The 15,954-nt window shown below is 71.7% G+C and carries 18 protein-coding genes; 3 read left to right on the top strand and 15 right to left on the bottom strand.

The genetic code is table 11. The annotated features are described in order from the left end of the window. Positions 1 to 96: 96 nt before the first annotated feature. Together AB0O19_RS08165 and AB0O19_RS08160 are read left to right on the top strand one after the other, a co-directional pair. Positions 97 to 1,218 (top strand): TIGR03364 family FAD-dependent oxidoreductase, encoded by a 1,122-nt coding sequence (locus AB0O19_RS08165; RefSeq protein WP_363618648.1) that lies wholly within the window; start codon positions 97 to 99, stop codon positions 1,216 to 1,218. Positions 1,219 to 1,229: 11 nt separating this feature from the next. Beyond that, a complete protein-coding gene (locus AB0O19_RS08160; RefSeq protein WP_363618646.1) occupies positions 1,230 to 1,904 on the top strand; it encodes a phosphonatase-like hydrolase in 675 nt (224 codons plus the stop codon). Positions 1,905 to 1,963: 59 nt separating this feature from the next. Here the strand turns inward: AB0O19_RS08160 and AB0O19_RS08155 are convergent, their stop codons facing one another. The 15 genes from AB0O19_RS08155 to AB0O19_RS08085 form a co-directional block, all read right to left on the bottom strand. Continuing rightward, positions 1,964 to 2,578 carry a hypothetical protein gene (locus tag AB0O19_RS08155; RefSeq protein WP_363618644.1) on the bottom strand — a complete coding sequence of 205 codons (615 nt, stop codon included), beginning with the start codon at positions 2,576 to 2,578 and terminating at the stop codon, positions 1,964 to 1,966. 177 nt (positions 2,579 to 2,755) lie between these two features. Then, entirely contained in the window at positions 2,756 to 3,316 is a 561-nt protein-coding gene (locus tag AB0O19_RS08150; RefSeq protein ID WP_363618642.1) for a hypothetical protein, read from the bottom strand. Positions 3,317 to 3,336: 20 nt separating this feature from the next. After that, positions 3,337 to 4,932 carry a hypothetical protein gene (locus AB0O19_RS08145; protein WP_363618640.1) on the bottom strand — a complete coding sequence of 532 codons (1,596 nt, stop codon included), beginning with the start codon at positions 4,930 to 4,932 and terminating at the stop codon, positions 3,337 to 3,339. Between the two features lie 30 nt (positions 4,933 to 4,962). Beyond that, positions 4,963 to 5,295, bottom strand: coding sequence for a WXG100 family type VII secretion target (locus tag AB0O19_RS08140; RefSeq protein ID WP_363618638.1), 333 nt, complete (start codon positions 5,293 to 5,295; stop codon positions 4,963 to 4,965). A gap of 307 nt (positions 5,296 to 5,602) precedes the next feature. Continuing rightward, complete coding sequence (locus AB0O19_RS08135) at positions 5,603 to 6,496, bottom strand: hypothetical protein (protein WP_363618636.1); 894 nt, start codon at positions 6,494 to 6,496, stop codon at positions 5,603 to 5,605. Next, entirely contained in the window at positions 6,493 to 7,164 is a 672-nt protein-coding gene (locus AB0O19_RS08130) for a hypothetical protein (RefSeq protein ID WP_363618634.1), read from the bottom strand. The genes AB0O19_RS08135 and AB0O19_RS08130 overlap by 4 nt, the downstream gene beginning before the upstream one ends. Further along, entirely contained in the window at positions 7,157 to 8,470 is a 1,314-nt protein-coding gene (locus tag AB0O19_RS08125; RefSeq protein ID WP_363618632.1) for a putative T7SS-secreted protein, read from the bottom strand. Before AB0O19_RS08125 ends, AB0O19_RS08130 begins: the two co-directional genes overlap by 8 nt. Next, complete coding sequence (locus tag AB0O19_RS08120) at positions 8,467 to 8,763, bottom strand: hypothetical protein (RefSeq protein ID WP_363580523.1); 297 nt, start codon at positions 8,761 to 8,763, stop codon at positions 8,467 to 8,469. Before AB0O19_RS08120 ends, AB0O19_RS08125 begins: the two co-directional genes overlap by 4 nt. Positions 8,764 to 8,897: 134 nt before the next feature. Next, the gene (locus tag AB0O19_RS08115; protein ID WP_363618630.1) at positions 8,898 to 9,386 is read right to left on the bottom strand and encodes a hypothetical protein; all 489 of its coding nucleotides are present in this window, start codon (positions 9,384 to 9,386) and stop codon (positions 8,898 to 8,900) included. A 100-nt stretch (positions 9,387 to 9,486) separates the two neighbouring features. Beyond that, positions 9,487 to 9,807, bottom strand: coding sequence for a multidrug efflux SMR transporter (locus tag AB0O19_RS08110; protein WP_363618628.1), 321 nt, complete (start codon positions 9,805 to 9,807; stop codon positions 9,487 to 9,489). Positions 9,808 to 9,812: 5 nt separating this feature from the next. Continuing rightward, positions 9,813 to 10,547 (bottom strand): HAD family phosphatase, encoded by a 735-nt coding sequence (locus AB0O19_RS08105; RefSeq protein WP_363618626.1) that lies wholly within the window; start codon positions 10,545 to 10,547, stop codon positions 9,813 to 9,815. 55 nt (positions 10,548 to 10,602) lie between these two features. Continuing rightward, on the bottom strand, positions 10,603 to 11,688 hold the full coding sequence (locus tag AB0O19_RS08100) for an ABC transporter ATP-binding protein (protein ID WP_363580531.1): 1,086 nt from the start codon (positions 11,686 to 11,688) through the stop codon (positions 10,603 to 10,605). A 78-nt stretch (positions 11,689 to 11,766) separates the two neighbouring features. Continuing rightward, the gene (locus AB0O19_RS08095; RefSeq protein ID WP_363618624.1) at positions 11,767 to 12,588 is read right to left on the bottom strand and encodes an ABC transporter permease subunit; all 822 of its coding nucleotides are present in this window, start codon (positions 12,586 to 12,588) and stop codon (positions 11,767 to 11,769) included. Beyond that, positions 12,576 to 13,400: an ABC transporter permease subunit gene (locus AB0O19_RS08090; protein ID WP_350880479.1), complete on the bottom strand. Its 825-nt coding sequence runs from the start codon at positions 13,398 to 13,400 to the stop codon at positions 12,576 to 12,578. Before AB0O19_RS08090 ends, AB0O19_RS08095 begins: the two co-directional genes overlap by 13 nt. 220 nt (positions 13,401 to 13,620) lie before the next feature. Beyond that, positions 13,621 to 14,787: an ABC transporter substrate-binding protein gene (locus tag AB0O19_RS08085; RefSeq protein WP_363618622.1), complete on the bottom strand. Its 1,167-nt coding sequence runs from the start codon at positions 14,785 to 14,787 to the stop codon at positions 13,621 to 13,623. Positions 14,788 to 15,156: 369 nt separating this feature from the next. On the opposite strand from AB0O19_RS08085, the gene AB0O19_RS08080 reads away from it, so the two are divergent. Continuing rightward, complete coding sequence (locus AB0O19_RS08080; protein ID WP_363580537.1) at positions 15,157 to 15,936, top strand: GntR family transcriptional regulator; 780 nt, start codon at positions 15,157 to 15,159, stop codon at positions 15,934 to 15,936. The last annotated feature ends 18 nt before the right edge of the window (positions 15,937 to 15,954 follow it).

Raw genomic sequence — 15,954 nt, 5'->3', positions numbered from 1 at the left:
CGGCCCCCAGGGTTGTCTGTACAACTTTTCGGGTGATTCATCTGCGGGACGCTGCTGGGACGCCCCCAGGACACCTGGGCGCACCAGCCTGGCCGCATGAGAGTCATCGTCGTAGGAGCAGGCGTGCTCGGCACCATGCACGCCTGGCAGGCCGTCGAACGCGGCCACGAGGTCGTCCACCTGGAGCGCGAGACCGAGGCGCGCGGCGCCTCGGTGCGCAACTTCGGCCTGGTCTGGGTCAGCGGCCGCGCGCAGGGCGAGGAACTGGACACCGCGCTGCGCGCCCGCGAACTGTGGGAAGGCATCGGCGCCCGGGTCCCCGACCTCGGCTTCCGCGCCAACGGATCGCTCACCGCGATCCGTACCCAGGCCGAACTCGCCGTCGCCGAACAGGCACTCACCCTGCCCGACGCCACCGCCCGCGGCTACCGGCTGCTCGACGCCGACCAGACCAGGGCCGCCAACCCCGCCCTGCGCGGCGAACTCCTCGGCGCCCTGTGGTGCGAGCGCGACGCCGCCGTCGAACCCCGCACCGCCCAGCCCGCGCTGCGCGCCGCCCTCCAGGCCACCGGCCGCTACACCTTCCTGCCCGGCCGCGAGGTCCGCGACGTGATCGGCGAGAACGCCGTCCGCGACGACCACGGCGACATCCACACCGGTGACCTCGTCATTCTCTGCACCGGCGCCTGGCTCGGCGGCCTCGTCCGCGAACTCGCCCCCTCGCTGCCCGTACGCAGGGTCCGGCTGCAGATGATGCAGACCGACCCGCTCGGTGAGACCCTCACCACCTCCGTCGCCGACGGCGACAGCTTCCGCTACTACCCGGCCTTCGCCGGCACCGCCCTGGACCGCCTCCGCGACACCCAGCCGCAGCCCGACGTCGCCGCCGAACACAAGATGCAGCTGCTCATGGTCCAGCGGCGCGACGGCGGCCTCACCATCGGCGACACCCACGAGTACGACCAGCCGTTCGGCTTCGACGTCGTCGAGGACCCGTACGACCACCTGGTCGCCGTGGCCGAGGACCTGCTCGGCCGCCCCCTGCCGCGCGTCCGCCGCCGCTGGGCCGGGGTGTACGCGCAGTGCGTCGACACCACCCGGGTCGTCCACCGCGAACGACTCCGCGACGGCGTCTGGCTCGTCACCGGCCCCGGCGGCCGCGGCATGACCTGCTCCCCGGCCATCGCCGAAACCACCGCCGAACTCGCAAACCTGTAATGGTAGTTGACATGTCCTTTGATATCCGCCTGGTCGTCCTCGACATGGCCGGCACCACCGTGGCCGACGACGGCCTCGTCGAACAGGCCTTCACCGCCGCCGCCCGGACGCTCGGTGTCGAGGCCGGCAGCCCGGGCTTCGGCCCCATGCTGGAACATGTCCGCGCCACCATGGGCGAATCCAAGATCTCCGTCTTCCGGCACCTCTTCGGGGACGAGGACAAGGCCCGGCGGGCCAACACCGCCTTCGAGGCCGCCTACCACGACCTCGTCGACGCCGGGCACTGCGCCGCCCTGCCCGGCGCCGCCGAAGCCATCGCCGAACTGCGCGGCCAGGGCCGGAAGGTCGCCCTCACCACCGGCTTCTCCCGGGCCACCCAGGACCGCATCCTCACCGCCCTCGGCTGGCAGTCCGTCGCCGACCTCACCCTCAGCCCCGCCGAGGCCGGCCGCGGCCGCCCCTACCCGGACCTCGCGCTCACCGCGCTGCTGCGGACCGGAGTCGAGTCGGTGCGGCAGATCGCCGTCGCCGGCGACACCGGCTACGACATGCTGACCGGCGTACGGGCCGGAGCGTCCGTCGTCGCCGGCGTGCTCACCGGCGCCCACGACGAGGCCCGGCTGCGCGCCGACGGAGCGACGCACGTGCTGGGCTCGGTCGCGGAACTGCCCGCTCTGCTGGGCTGATCGATCCTTTTCCCGGAGCAGGAAGTCGGCCCGGCCGACTTCCTGCTTCCCGGGTCGGATCAGGACACCTGCCCGGCCGCTCCGCCGCCTCGCCGCCGGGCCGACTCGCGGCACAGCCAGGTGACGGCGAGCATCAGGGCGGCCGTCAGCCCGACGGCGAGCCCGAGATCCCGGGGAAGGCTGATGTCCCCCGGGCGCTGCGGGTCGGCGCGGCCGGCCGGATCGAAACGGACCGTCACCCGGTCACCGACCGCGAGCGCGCGCAGCCCCGTCGACAACTCGCCGCCGGGCAACGCGGTGCCGTCCTCGGCCGCGAGGTCGTACATCGAGGACGGGTGCTTCCCGGCGAGGCGGTCCGTCTCCCCGGTGACCCGGGCCGTCACCGTCTCGCCGGACAGCCGCAGGATCACGTCGTCCCGCGCCATGGCCACGGCCCCCGTCGCCACGCCCGCGAGGACGACGGCGAACAGCGCCACCCAACAGCCCACCCACCGCCCCAGCAGCCGCACCAAACCCACCACCCAGGCCACCACCAGCACCAGCCCGAGCAGCGACGCGGCAGCCCCACCGAGGTAGGTGCCCGCGAGCACCAGCCCGAACGTCCCCACGGGGACGCCCAGGATCAGGACAGTGCTCAGCGCGGTGGCCCGGCTGCGGTCCCTGGTCGTACCCATGACTCTCCCCGCGTGCGTCCGATCGGGCTGGAAGAGTACGACGCGTCCCCTCGCCCCCGGACACGGGGGCTGGTCGGGCGGGAGGGGGACTTCCTCGGCACCGAGGAGGAGGCGGCACGCGTGGGCCTTCGTCAGGCATGGCGCAGGGCCGCGAGCACGCGGAGCCGCTCGTAGTGCTCAGCTGTTGTCCACCGGGTGTCCGGTGCGGGCCGCCAGCGCTCGGAACTCGGCCCAGGACTGCGCATCCAGGTCGTCGAGGATGCCGTCGTCGAGTTCGACGACGGGCTCCGGCGACAGGTGGGCGCGCCAGTTGCCGCGCTTCACCATCAGCATGCCGAAGTCGAGGAAGCCGTTGGCGAACGAGAAACCGGCGCCGCCGCGCTCGTAGACCCGGATCAGTGGCTCGAAGGGATCGGGCAGCGGATGCAGCACCGGCCCGGGGGCGTCACCCAGGGCGGCCCACTGGACGGCGGCCGCCGAGCACTCGATCGCGTGCCACGAACCGGAGGCGTCCTCCACGAAATCCTCGATGTCGGAGACCACCGCCGGGTCGGCCCGCACGGACGGCGCCACGATCGCCGCGAGATCGAAGAAAGGCCATTCTTCGGTTTCCCCGTAGGCATCGAGCCAGAGCGCGGCCCGTCGGAAGTACTCCTTCATGAGCGCCGCGCGAGAAAAGGCCTTCCGTTCCCCCTCCCGATAGGCCGTCCACTGGATGGCTTTGAGGCGGTCGACCATCAACTGAACATTTTCCGTGCTCACTTGAGATCATAACCTTTCTCGCGGAGTTGGGATTTAATGGCATCGACTACGATATCAAGGTTCGAGAGGTCTTCGGCTACAGCCCCGGTGGGCGCCTTGAGCCCGTAGAGCTTCCAGTGGTCGAGTGATCCGTCCGCCGACACTTCTCCCTCGTGGTAGCTCCGCGGTGCCAGATTGTGTGCGCCGAAATGCTCGGGGTGGACAATTGGCGCGCCCTCCGAGTTCCATGCGTCCGGATGGCTGGAAAGATAGGGGAGGCCGGCTTCGAGAAGCTTGGCCTCGACATACTCGTGGGCGAGCGTTCCACGCAGCGGTGGAATGCTGCCCGGTTTTATGAATCCGTTGACGGCGGCGTTCCAGGGTGTGGAGACCGCCGGGTCCGGTTCGAAATGGACGTTCTTCAGGACATTGTGTGCGCCTGGTCCCACCGGGACGTCATGCCGGTTGATCATGAGGTTGTCCTTGGCGACCTGGACGATCCGCGGATCGACACCGGTTTCCTTGGCGACCTCGATCACATCGTCCGTCCTGGTGCGGTAGTCCTCGTAGCGTTGCACGGCCCTCTTGTTCGGTGTACCGGTCGGGTCGATCGCGTACGGGGTTCCCGACTCGGAGAGCCAGGGCTCTGGGCGGGCGCCAAGTCCGCCCTCCCAGCCGTTCGCGTCGGCCCCGGTGAAACCGGGGCGGCGCTTCGGGGTGCTGCTCCCGGGAGCCGCCGCGCTGCCGATGGCGCCGAGGATGAGGTCGAGGGGCATGACCGGGCCGGTTTTGAAGGTGGCGTCGTAGCCGTAGGTGAGGCCGGCGCCGGTGAGCATGCGGCCGGGGAGGGTGTCGGCGGCGCCCGCGGCCTTGGCGAGGCCGGCGAGGGCGACGGAGGCGTTCTCGGCGCCCTCGGCGGTGTTGGCGACGACGCGGCCGCCGGCGCCGAGGCCGCCTCCGGCGCCGCCCATCACGCCGCCGGTCTCGGCGGAGTCGACGGCCTCCTGGAGGCTGTAGCCGCCGTCGTCGAAGAACTCGACGCGGATCGGCTGGGCGACGGCGAGGTCGACGGCGATGGCCTCGACGGCGCCGAAGACGACGCCGGTGAGGATGGTGGCGGCGATGGTGGCGATGGCTTCGGAGACGGCGACGCCGAGGCTCGCGGCGGTGGCGATGATGCCCGCGGCGGCGGTGCCGGCGGCGGCTTCGGAGATGCCGGCGGTGAAGATGGCGAGGGCGGTGCCGGCGACCAGGGTCGCGCCGACGATCGCGGCCTCCTCCTTCAGCTTCTTGAGCGCCTTGTCGACCTCGTCGGCGAAGGCGCGCAGGGCCTTGGCGAGGTTGCGGCAGGCGGCGGCGACATCGGGGAGCCAGCCCTTGCCCTTGCCTCCGTAGTACTGGCCCCAGAACTTGCCGAAGGCGTCGATGGCGGGGCCGTGGTTGTTGGCGACGATGGCGGCGGCGGCCTGGTGGGTGGGCGCGGTGACGTTGTCGATGGCGGTGGCCATCGTGTCCCAGGCGGCGGCGACCGTGCGGAGCTGGTCCGGGTCGGCGTCGGGCCACCACAGGCCGGTGACCTTGCGGACGATCTTCTCGGCCGCGGACTCACCCACGCGCCGGCTCCCTCCGCGGTGGGCGGCCGATCACGGCGTCAGGTCCTTGCGGACGTGGTTGTCGGCGTCGGTGTGGTTGTCGGCGTGGGCGTTCAGCCCGTCGTGAATGCTGGTGAGGCCTTTGACCAGGGTGTCCAGCGCGGAGAGCACGTGGTCGTGCGGGCCGTTGTAGGCCTGGGCGAACTCCTTGCCCTGCTTGTCGTCGCCCCACGGGCCGCCGGCGTCGGCGAGGCTGTGCCTGAGCGTGTCGAGGGCGTCCTTGAGTGCCTTGCTCTGAGCCTGGAAGGTCGGCGCGGCCGCCTTCAGGTCCCCCGGCCGGATCTTGAACTCCGGGCCGCCGGCTTTCGCCCCGTCATCCGCCATGGCGTCATCCCCCGTACTGTCCGTGTGTCATGAGCAGCGAGGAGTGAGATGCCCGTTCGGAGCGACAGGGTTGCCGATACTTCGTGTGACGGGCGTCACGCCGTGGCGGGCTGGTCGGCTCGGCCGCGCGTCACCGGACGGTGATCACGTCGCCGGGCTTGAGCCGGGCGGAACTCTGTTCCAGGCCCCCGCCGGGGACCTCGTCGGCCAACTCGGCCCTGTGTGCCCTGGCCGAACCTGGCGGTCATCGTCCGAATGCCTTCCGTGCCGTCCCGACTCCTTCCGCCGGCGCGTGCCGGGTCGTCGGTCAGAGGAACAGGGCGAGCGCGGTGAAGACGAGACCGACCGCGAGGAGGACCAGGCCCTGGGGTTGCTTCCGGTCCTCGTCGCGAACGAGCGAGCCGAAGGCCGCCAACCCGGCGAGGGGATAGGGGATCGCGACCATCAGGGCCAAGCCGAGACGGTTCTGGACGAGCAGGAAGCACAGGAGCCAGGGCACCGAGACCGCCGTCGCCGCCGCGGTGAGCGGCAGCCCGTCGAGTCGGCGCATGCGCTCGCGCCACGGTCCGGCCGGGCGCGGGTCCCGGGGCGGCTTGCTGCTGTCGTAGGCGAACCACAGCAGGAACAGGGCGATGACCGCGTTGATTCCGATCGCGCTCCACAGGGATGCCGGGGAATCGGCCTCCCCGGGCAGCTTGGGGGCGACCCGGCCGGCCGGGTCCATCCGGACGGTGACGTGGTCGCCGGGGTTGAAGCGCCGACTGTCCGGCTCCAGGGGTCCGCCGGGGACCTTCTCGCCCTGCGTGGAGAGGTCGTACGTCCGCTTCGTGCCGTGGATCGACTTGTCGACGTGCTCGGCGATGACCACCGCCTTGACGTCCCGCCCCGAACCCAGCAGCTGGTTGTGCCAGGCGTCGGCGCCCGCACCGGTGGCGATGAGGACGGCGAAGAAGACGAGGACCAGCCCGGCGCTGACGTCCTTGCCATCGGGGTCGTTCCCCGGTCCTCCGAGCTTCGCCAGTCCGACGCCCGTCGCGACCATGTAGAGCGCACCCAGGCCGAAAGCCAGGAGGGTGCCGACGTACACGAACGCGAGGACGGTGCCGACGGACAGGCAGGTCAGGACGGCGACCAGGACGGCGCCACGGCGGAGCCAGCGCGCCTTGCTTCCCGTCTCCGGGGCGGACTGGGCGAGTGTCACCCGAAGGCCTTTCGGATGGTGTCCCGCCGCTCCGGCGACAGGGCGTTCTGTGCTTCGTCGAGTGGAGGGTGGAAGGAGATCCCACTGATGGCGGCGCCCACCAGGACCGACCACCCGTCCCAGTAGTCCAGGTGCTGGGTGGTGAAGACGACGGCGAGCACGTGAGGGCTCCACGGATGAGGGAACAGGGCTTCCAGCTGGCGGACGGTGACGACGCCCGATCCCGGCAGGCCGTAGACCGCCCCGGACACGGGTACGGCCAGGTCGCGGACGGTCACGGTGGCACGGCCGAGCCGGAAGTCGAGGACGTCGACGTCGGCGTCCGGCCAGGCGGCCGCGAGCTCCTCGGCGACGCGCTGGGGGTAGGTGCCCGGGGCGCCTTGCTCCTGCTCGCGGAGGAACAGGCTGAACATGCCCTGGACGATCGTGCCTTCCTCGGTCTGTACCAGGCAGTTGGAGACGTGGACCGCACCCTCGCGCAGCTGCGCCTGGAGGGCGAGCTCGGCGGAGACAGTGATACCGAGCTTCTGTTCCGGACCGGCATCGGTGAGCGCGTCGAGTCCGTCCACGATCCGACTCATGCGGTCGCCCGGATCCTCGGACAGGTCGATGCTCGTGAACCCTTCGGGCAGGGAGAGCCAGAACGACGGGGCGGTCGTGTCAGCCATGGCCGACTCCCCACACACCGGTGACGATCGCACTGCCGCCACCGAGCAGTCCGGCTACGATCCGGCTCTTGCCGCTGCCGCCGATGGCGGATCCGGCACCGTTGAGCGCCGTCCCGCCTCCGGTGGTGTAGTTCACCGCGGCGCTCAGCCCCGGGCTCGGGTTGTCCTGGGTGAGGCCCCAGGCGGTAGGGGCCGTCAGCGCGACGCCACTGGCTGCCTGCACGCCGTCGGAGACGTTCATCGCAGCGGCCTTGGATAGCCCGAGTTTGACGGCGGGCTTCTCGATCGCCGTCGTGAAGATCGGGCTGGCCGGGTCCATCGCCCTGGCGGCGGTGCGGATCTCGGTGGCGCCGGCGCTCACGGCCTTGACCCCGGTGCCGGCCGCGCGGGCACCCCTGAACGCGGTGATTCCGCCTTTGAGGAGGGCTCCTCCGGGGAGCGCCCCGAGGAGATCACCGGCCAGGGTGAGGTCGTTGCCGAGGTTCGCCATGCTGGTCGGCATCAGTCCCTTGATGCCGTACTGCTTCACGTGAGCGCCTGCCGCGGCGGCGCTCAGCAGGAGGGCCGGCAGCGCGAAGGCGGGGAAGAAGATCGCCGCGACGCCGCAGATGCCGGCTGCGACGGTGAGCATGTCGGCGCCGTGGTTCTTGAGCCAGTTGCCGACCTTGCTGAGCCAGCCGGGTTCCGGCGGGGCCTTGCTGTCGGCGGCCTTGCGGATGGCGGCCGCGGTCTTGTGGGCGTCGGACTTGTGGCCCCCGGCGAGTTCGTGGGCCTGCTTCTGGAGCTGGGTGAGGTCGTTGGCGGCGCTGCTGACGAGCGCGGCGGCCGCGTCCAGGTGGTCCTTCGCCTTGGTGTAGCGCTGTTCGGCGGCGGCGAGGCCGGCGTCGTCGGGGAAGGTCTGGCCGGCGAGCTTGAGGTCGGGGGCGGCGGCCGCGGCGGTGTGTGCCTGTTCGGCCTGCTCCTTCTGCTGCTTGGCGGCGACCGCGGAGCGGGCCAACTCGGCTGCCTTGGGCTGGTGTTCGGTCAGCGCCTGGTACCAGACGTCGAGGGCCTGGTAGGCGGCGGTGATCGAGTCGGCGGCGTCCTGGAGGTACGCGGGGAGCTTGCCGAACTGGCCGGCGAAGGCCTTGGCGGCCTCGCCGGTCCACTGGCCCTGGTTGGCGGAGAGCTGCGAGAGCGTGGTGTGGACGTCGGTCAGGTGCTGGCCCACCCGGCGCAGGCTTCCGCTGAGGCCGGTGACGGCGGTGGCGTCGCCGGGGGTCGGGTTGAAGCCGAGGCCGGACCAGTCCGGCGTGGGGGCGGTCATGAGCGCCCCTGGGGGGTGAGGGCCTTGGTGGTGTCCTGTTCGGTGCTGTCGTAGCCCTGCTGCACCTTCTCCAGGCCGTCGTCAAGGATCTTGACGCATTCCCGGACCTTCTTCAGCCCGTACTCCCACGTGCCCTGGAAGTGTCCGCAGGCCTCGTCGAGGAAGTCGTAGCCCAGTCCGCTGCGACTCGCTTCCTTGAGCGCCTTGAGTCCCTGGTCGAGTTCGTCGCCGCAGCCTTTGAGGTCCTTGGCCAGCTTGGCGAGGAACTCGGTGCTGACCGTGAAGTCGGCCACTGCTCCCCCGATGTGTCGATGGCGTGACCGGCCGAGCATAGCCGCAGCCGGTGCGCGGGCGATCCGTTGTGACGGGTGCTTCGCGGTGCGATGACGGGACCTTGACGATGCGTCGGCGCGCGGCCGCGTCGGGGTCAGCGGCGCCAGAAACCGCGCTTCTTCGGGGTGACGAGCTTCGCCACCGCGGCGACGAACAGCTCGGCGACGGGGGAGGGGCCCTCGCCGTGGTTGAGGTGGCCTTCGGACGACCACTCGCCGAGGACGGTGCCGGGGCTGCCGTCGAAGGGGTTGAGCGCGTGCTCCAGGGTCACGTAGCGGACGGTCTTGGTGCCCTGGGGGTGGACGGCGGCGACGAAGTGGGCCTCGGTGGCGCTGGTCGGGGTGGGGAGGGTGACGAGCAGCAGGGGGTGGCCGTCGGCCCGCAGGTGCTGGCAGTCCAGACCGTGGCTGGGCAGCCGGTCCTCGGGCGGGAGGGTCTGGCCGAGGTTGTCCCAGATGCCGGTGAGGACGGGCAGGAGGCTGCCGCCGGCGTCCGGTACGGTCAGCCGCGGGCCGAATTCGAGGACCTGGCGGGCGAGCTCGCGGTGGACGAAGCGGTAGTGGTGGGGTCGTGGGTCGCTCATGGGGCCCACGGTAGCGAACCACTCGGAGCGGGCGGTCGGCACATCCGACTTCCCGCTCCGAAAGGGTAGTTGACCAGCCCCGCAGGCCGGGGGCGGCCCGTCAGTGACTGTTCTTGAGGTTGAGCACGACCACTCCGACGATCACCAGGGCGATCCCCAGCCACTGGAGGCGTCCCAGCGATTCGCCGAAGGCGACCACGCCTATTCCGGCGACCGCCGCCGTCCCGGCCCCGGACCAGACGGCGTAGGCGACCGAGACCGGGATGTGCTTGAGCGCGCGCCCGAGCAGCACGAAGGACAGCACGTAGCCGACCGCCACCCCCACGCTCGGCCAGAGACGGGTGAACCCCTCGGTGAGCTTGAGGCAGCTGGTCGCGCAGACCTCGCTCAGGATGGCGAGGGAGAGCAGGAGATAGGGCATGCCGGTCAAACGGCCCGGGCGGCGCCGAGCTTCCCCAGCAGGGCGAGGTCGGCCTGTTCCAGGCTGGCGAGCAGGGTGATCCGGCCGCCGTCGGGCATCGGCGTCGCGGTGGACGGCACGGCGAGCACGGCGCAGCCGGCCGCGGCGGCGGAGGCGACTCCGGTCGGGGTGTCCTCGACGGCGACGCAGGTGGCCGGGTCCAGGCCGAGCCGTTCGGCGGCGGCGAGGTAAGGGTCCGGTGCGGGCTTGGTGCGCGGGGTGTCCTCGGCGGCCAGGGTGACGGCGAACCAGTCCCGGCCGATGGCGGCGAGGACCAGGTCGACGACCTGGCGCGGGGAGGCGGAGACCAGCGCGGTGGGCACCCGCGCGTCCCGCAGGGAGGCCAGCAGGGCGAGCGCGCCGGGGCGCGGGACGGTCTCGGCGGCGACCTTGGCGGCGAAGGACTCGCCGAGCCGGGCGGCGAGTTCGGCCTCGGTGAGGGTGGTGCCGCTGACCCTGTGCAGGTGGGCGGCGGTGTGCTCGACGGCCTGGCCGAGCACTTCGGGGGCGTCCTGGTCGGTGAGCGCGTGGTGGAGCTCGTCGGCGAGTTCGGCGGCGGCCTGCCACCAGAGCTGCTCGGTGTCGACCAGGGTGCCGTCCATGTCGAACAGGACGGCGGCGGGGCGGGGGGCCTCGGTCGTCGAGGGGCCGGGCGTCGGGGCGCCGGGCGTCAGGGAGGAGGGCGTCGGGGCTTCAGGCATGGCGGTACCTTCGGTGGTTCATCAGATGGTGCTACGCAGATGGGGTTCGAGGCTCTCAGACGGTGCGGCGGTCCACCAGCACCGGACGCTCCGGCAGCAGGAGTTCGGCGCGCGAGCCGGCCGGCAGCGCGGCGGCGGCCTCGGTCGGCAGGTCGGCCTTGACCTCGGTGCCGTCGTCGAGGCGGACGGTGAGCCGGGTGACGGCGCCCAGGAAGGACGCGGTGATCACCAGGGCCGGGCCGGCCTCGGACGGGGTCAGGGTGACGTTCTCCGGGCGGACCAGCACCTGGAGCTCGCCGTCGGCGGGCAGGTCGCCGTCCACCGCGTGCCGGCGGCCGAGCACCTCGACGCCGTCGGACGTGCGGGTGCACGGGATGCGGCTCATGGTGCCGACGAACTCGGCGACGAACGCGGTGGCCGGGCGGCCGTACAGCTCGGACGGGGTGGCGCACTGCTCCAGCCGGCCCGCGCGCAGCACCGCGACCCGGTCGGCCATCGACAGCGCCTCCTCCTGGTCGTGGGTGACGAACAGGGTAGTGATCCCCAGTTCCTGCTGGAGCCGGCGGATCTCCTCGCGCAGCTGGAGGCGGACCTTGGCGTCCAGCGCGGACAGCGGCTCGTCGAGCAGCAGCACGCGCGGCTGCAGGGCGAGCGCCCGGGCGAGCGCGATGCGCTGCTGCTGGCCGCCGGACATCTGGTGCGGGTAGTGCTCGGCGCGGTGCGGCAGGCCGACCAGCTCCAGCAGTTCCTGGGCGCGCTTGCGGCGCTCGGCCTTGCCGGCGCCGCGCATCCGCAGCCCGAAGGCGACGTTGTCCAGCGCGGTCAGGTGCGGGAAGAGGCTGTACGACTGGAACACCATGCCCGCGTCGCGCTTGTGGGCGGGGATCGCGGTGATGTCCTGCCCGTCGACCAGGACCTCGCCGGAGTCGTGCTGCTCGAAGCCGGCCAGGATGCGCAGCGCGGTGGTCTTGCCGCAGCCGGACGGGCCGAGCAGGGCGAGCAGTTCGCCCGGGTGGACGGTCAGGTCCAGGCCGTCGAGGGCGGTGGTGGCGCCGAACGAGCGGCGCAGCGAGCGGAACTCGACGGTGGCGCCGCCGGGGGCGAGCGCGACACCGGTGACGGGGGCGGAAACCGTGGTCATGGCTGGTAACTCCTGGAAAGCGTGGGGTGGTTCAGGACCGTGCGGCCGGAGCGCGGGATGGCCGTGCGGCGGGGCGCCTCAGGCCCGCGCGGCCTTGCGGCCGCGGCCGGCGGCGGACATCAGCAGCAGGACGAGCCAGACGATCAGCAGGCTGAGCATCGAGACGGCGACGGACATCTGGCCGTCGCTCTTGCCGTTGGAGTTGATCCACACCGAGAAGGGGGCGAAGCCGAGGATGGAGGCGGTGGTGAACTCGCCGAGCACCAGGGCGACGGTGAGGACGGCCGCGTTCAGCAGCGCGCTGCGCAGGTTCGGCAGGACGACGGTGAACACCGCGCGCAGCCAGCCGGCCCCGCAGTTGCGGGCGGCCTCGACCAGGGTGGCGACGTCCACGCCGCGCAGCCCGGCGTCCAGCGCCCGGTAGGCGAACGGCAGCGCCATCAGCACGTAGGCGATGACCAGGACGATCGGGAACTTCGGGTCCTGGATGGCCACGATGGTCTGGAACAGCGGGGTGTCCTGGAGGTAGTCCGGGCCCCAGCGCAGCACGCCGATGATGCCGGTGGTGAGCGCGACCACGGGGACGACCAGCGGCATCGAGCACATCACCTCGATCACCGGGCGCAGCTTCGGCGCACCGAGCCGGGCGGCGAGCATCGCCGGGACCAGCAGGAGCAGCAGCACCGCCACCGTGACGCCGGCCAGCTCCAGGCTCAGCACCAGGCTGTCCAGGAAGCCGGGCGCGTTCAGCAGCTCGGTGTAGGCCCGGAAGGTGGTGCCGCCCTTGTTGTCGTCGACGCTGAAGATCACCGAGGAGGCCAGCGGTACGGCGAAGTAGACGCCGCAGAGCAGCAGGACGAGGCCGCGGCCGAAACGGATGCGATTGATCAGGCGAGCCACTTGGCACTCCGGCGCTGAAGGGGCAGGTACACGGCCATCACCAGGCAGGCGACCACGATCATGTCGAGGCCGAGGGCGAGGGCGAGGTTGCCCTGGCCGACCAGGACGTTGCCGGACAGCGCGTCGCCGATCTGCATCGAGATGAGCGGCACCGAACTGCCCACCATGGCCTCGGCGGTGGCGTACGCGGCGAAGGAGGCGCCGAACAGCAGCACGAAGCCGCCGAGCAGCGAGGGCACCAGGACCGGCAGGGCCACGTGCCGCCAGTACTGCACGACGGTGGCGCCGTTGTTGTACGCGGCCTCGCGCCACTGGGTGCGCAGGCCCTCCAGGGCCGGGGTGATGGTGATGACCATCAGCGGCACCAGGAAGTACAGGTAGACCACGGAGAGGCCGGTGAAGGTGTAGAGGTTCCAGCCGTGGCTGGTGAGGCCGAACTTCTTGGTGACCTCGCCGGCGTTGCCGAGGGTGGCGACGAACATGAAGGCGAGCGGCACGCCGCCGAAGTTGGCGAGCACGCCGGAGGCGGAGAGCACCGCCTCGCGGAACACCCGGAACCGGGAGGTGGCCACGGCCTGGGCCAGCGGCAGGCCGACCACGGCGGCGATCAGCGCGGTCAGCAGGGAGAGCTTGACGCTGCCCCACAGGGCGGTCCAGTAGGCGCCCTGCAGCGAGCCGGTGAGGTTGTCGGTGGTGAAGGTGCCGCCGCCGTCGGGGGCGTCGGGCGAGGTGGTGAACGCGCCGATGGCGATCGCGACGGCGGGCAGGCCGAAGCCGACCAGGAAGAACAGGAGCAGGGGAAGGGCGGCCATCCAGGCGCGACCGCGGCCGGCCCGGGGCTTGCCGGGGCGGGGGGCCCTGGCGGTCTCGGTGCTCTTGGCCGCGGCGGTCTCGGCCGCGGTGTCGGTGGCCTCGGCCGTGGTGGCGTCGGCGGTGGCGGGGGTGGTTGCTGCGGGGCCGGGGGCGCCCCCGCCGCTCTGGGCGGCGGAGGCGGGGGCCGGCACCGGGGTGGGAGCCGTGGTCATCGTCAGGTCAGCCCGCGATCGCCTTGGCCCAGTTCTCGGTCACGGTCTTCTTGGCCGTGTCCGTCTGCTCCTGGGTCGGGAAGGTGGTGAAGGGCTTCTCGACCGGGGGGAGCTTCGCGGCGCCCGCGGCGTCCAGGGTGCCGGCCGTCTTCATGGCGTCGAACAGGGCCGGGGTGGCGTAGCCGCCCAGGAAGCCGTTCTGGCCCTCGGCGCTGTACAGGTACTCCTCCCACAGGCGGGCGGCGGCCGGGTGCGGCGCGTCCTTGTTGATCGCCTGGTTGTAGTACTGCGCGTAGGAGCCGTCCGAGGGGATGGCCACCTGCCAGTCGATGCCCTTGCTCCTGAACTTGTCGGCGTAGCCGGCGTTCAGGTACGACCAGTCGATGCTGATCGGGGTCTCGCCCTTCTCGATGGTCGCCGGGGTGACCTCGACCGGGTTGAAGTTGCCGGCCTGCTTGACCTTGGCGAAGAAGTCGATGCCGGGCTGGATGTTGTCCAGCGAGCCGCCGTTGGCGAGCGCCGCCGCGTAGACGGCGCCGAACGCGGCACCGGCCTTGGTCGGGTTGCCGTTCAGGGCGACCATGCCCTTGTACTCGGGCTTCAGCAGGTCGGCGAAGGTCTTCGGGCAGGCGGACACCTTCTTGGCGTCGCACGCGATCGACATGTAGCCGCCGTAGTCGTTGTAGTGCAGGCCGTCGGCGTTCTTCATGGTGGCCGGGATCTTGTCGAAGTCGGTGACCTTGTACGGGGCCAGCAGGCCCTGCTTGGCGGCGCTGAGCGCGAAGGCCGAGCCGAGGTCGACGACGTCGGGGGCGCGGTCCTGGCCCTTGCGGGAGGTGATCGCGTTGATCTCGTCCTGGCTGGCGCCGTCGGGGTTCTCGTCCTCGATCTCGATGCCGTACTTCGCCTTGAAGTCGTCCATCAGCTTGCCGTAGTTCGCCCAGTCGCGAGGCAGCGTGATGACGTGCAGCTTCCCCTCCTTCTTGGCGGCGGCGATCAGGCCGTCCATCCCGCCGAAGTCGGCGACCGAGGTGGCGGTCTTGGCGCTCTTGCCGCCCGCGGCGTCGCCGGACTTCGCGGTGGAGGAGCCGGCGGAGCCGCAGGCGGTGAGGGACAGCGCGGCGGCGGTCAGGACCGCTGCGAAGGCGGCGGAACGGGCGCGGTGCACGGACACGGGTCAGTCTCCTGATCGGGTGTACTGCAAGGGGGTGAGCTGCGGTGGGGTTGTCTGATCGGGGGATCGTGCGAGTGGCCGTTCGGAGCCGTTCTGAGGTGCCCGGTGCCGTTCGGAGCCGCCCGGAGCCGTTCGAGGCCGTCCGAGTTGACTAGCCAACTTCGCTGACGGAGGTAAGTACGCCGGAGTCCGATGACGGGAAGGTGAACGGACGGCCCAGAACCGGGGTCGGCTGCGGGAACGGTCGAATCCGGCCATCGGAGCGTGATCCGTTCGGTGCGATGCTTCAAAGGCGCAGCGGGATAAGGTCGGGCTGTCCGTGCCGGTACGGCTGCGCAGGACACCGCCCCAGGAGGGACATTGACTGACGTGGCACTTGAGCCCGGGCGCCCCGCCGAGCGCGCTCCCGGCGCCCTGTACCGGAAGGTCGCCGCCGACCTGCGCGAGGCCATCACCACCGGCGCGTACGGCGAGGCCGGCCGGCTGCCCGCCGAGGGCGCGCTCGCCGAGCAGTACGGCGTCTCCCGGGGCACCGTCCGCCAGGCGCTCGCCGTCCTCCGCTCCGACGGGCTGGTCACCTCCCGCCGCGGCACCCGGCGCGTCGTGCTCGGGGGCGCCCGGGTGCAGAGCTTCTCCGAACTGCTCAGCTTCACGCACTGGGCGTACTCGATGGGCGAGGAGCCCGGCGGCATCCTGGACTCGCTGGTCCGCCGCCCCGCCGACACCGCCGAACGCGAGCAACTGCGCCTGGAGCCGGGCGCCGAGGTGTACGTGACCGTCCGGCTGCGCACCCTCTCCGGCGCGCCCGTGATGGTCGAGCGGACCGTCTACCCGCCGCGGGTCGGCGAGATCGTCGCCGAGCTGCCGGCGGACGTCGTCTCGCACACCGAAGTCCTGCGCGAGCACGGCATCCTGTTCACCGACGCCGACCACACCATCGACATCGTGGCGGCCAACGCCGAGGACGCCCGGCTCCTCGGCTGCCGCCGCGGCGGCCCGCTGCTGCGCGAACGGCGGCGCACGACGGACCCGACCGGCACTCCGGTGGAGTGGTCCCAGGACCGCTACCTGCCCGGGACGGTGGCGTTCAGCATCCACAACTCGCTGGCCGCGTCGGCGCTTTCGCGGCACGCCCGGGAGGGGGACTGAGCCCGTTCCGCCTCCCGG

Source organism: Kitasatospora sp. NPDC091276, assembly GCF_040684355.1.
Lineage (GTDB): Bacteria > Actinomycetota > Actinomycetes > Streptomycetales > Streptomycetaceae > Kitasatospora.
The sequence above is the reverse complement of the archived record's forward strand: the minus strand, read 5'-3'. Positions and strand labels throughout refer to the sequence as shown.

Excerpts from the sequence above, each read along its gene's own strand:
- AB0O19_RS08165 (WP_363618648.1), top strand. The coding sequence starts at position 97 with ATGAGAGTCATCGTCGTAGGAGCAGGCGTGCTCGGCACCATGCACGCC.
- AB0O19_RS08160 (WP_363618646.1), top strand. The coding sequence starts at position 1,230 with ATGTCCTTTGATATCCGCCTGGTCGTCCTCGACATGGCCGGCACCACC.
- AB0O19_RS08155 (WP_363618644.1), bottom strand. The coding sequence starts at position 2,578 with ATGGGTACGACCAGGGACCGCAGCCGGGCCACCGCGCTGAGCACTGTC.
- AB0O19_RS08150 (WP_363618642.1), bottom strand. The coding sequence starts at position 3,316 with ATGGTCGACCGCCTCAAAGCCATCCAGTGGACGGCCTATCGGGAGGGG.
- AB0O19_RS08140 (WP_363618638.1), bottom strand. The coding sequence starts at position 5,295 with ATGGCGGATGACGGGGCGAAAGCCGGCGGCCCGGAGTTCAAGATCCGG.
- AB0O19_RS08130 (WP_363618634.1), bottom strand. The coding sequence starts at position 7,164 with ATGGCTGACACGACCGCCCCGTCGTTCTGGCTCTCCCTGCCCGAAGGG.
- AB0O19_RS08125 (WP_363618632.1), bottom strand. The coding sequence starts at position 8,470 with ATGACCGCCCCCACGCCGGACTGGTCCGGCCTCGGCTTCAACCCGACC.
- AB0O19_RS08115 (WP_363618630.1), bottom strand. The coding sequence starts at position 9,386 with ATGAGCGACCCACGACCCCACCACTACCGCTTCGTCCACCGCGAGCTC.
- AB0O19_RS08110 (WP_363618628.1), bottom strand. The coding sequence starts at position 9,807 with ATGCCCTATCTCCTGCTCTCCCTCGCCATCCTGAGCGAGGTCTGCGCG.
- AB0O19_RS08105 (WP_363618626.1), bottom strand. The coding sequence starts at position 10,547 with ATGCCTGAAGCCCCGACGCCCTCCTCCCTGACGCCCGGCGCCCCGACG.
- AB0O19_RS08100 (WP_363580531.1), bottom strand. The coding sequence starts at position 11,688 with ATGACCACGGTTTCCGCCCCCGTCACCGGTGTCGCGCTCGCCCCCGGC.
- AB0O19_RS08090 (WP_350880479.1), bottom strand. The coding sequence starts at position 13,400 with ATGGCCGCCCTTCCCCTGCTCCTGTTCTTCCTGGTCGGCTTCGGCCTG.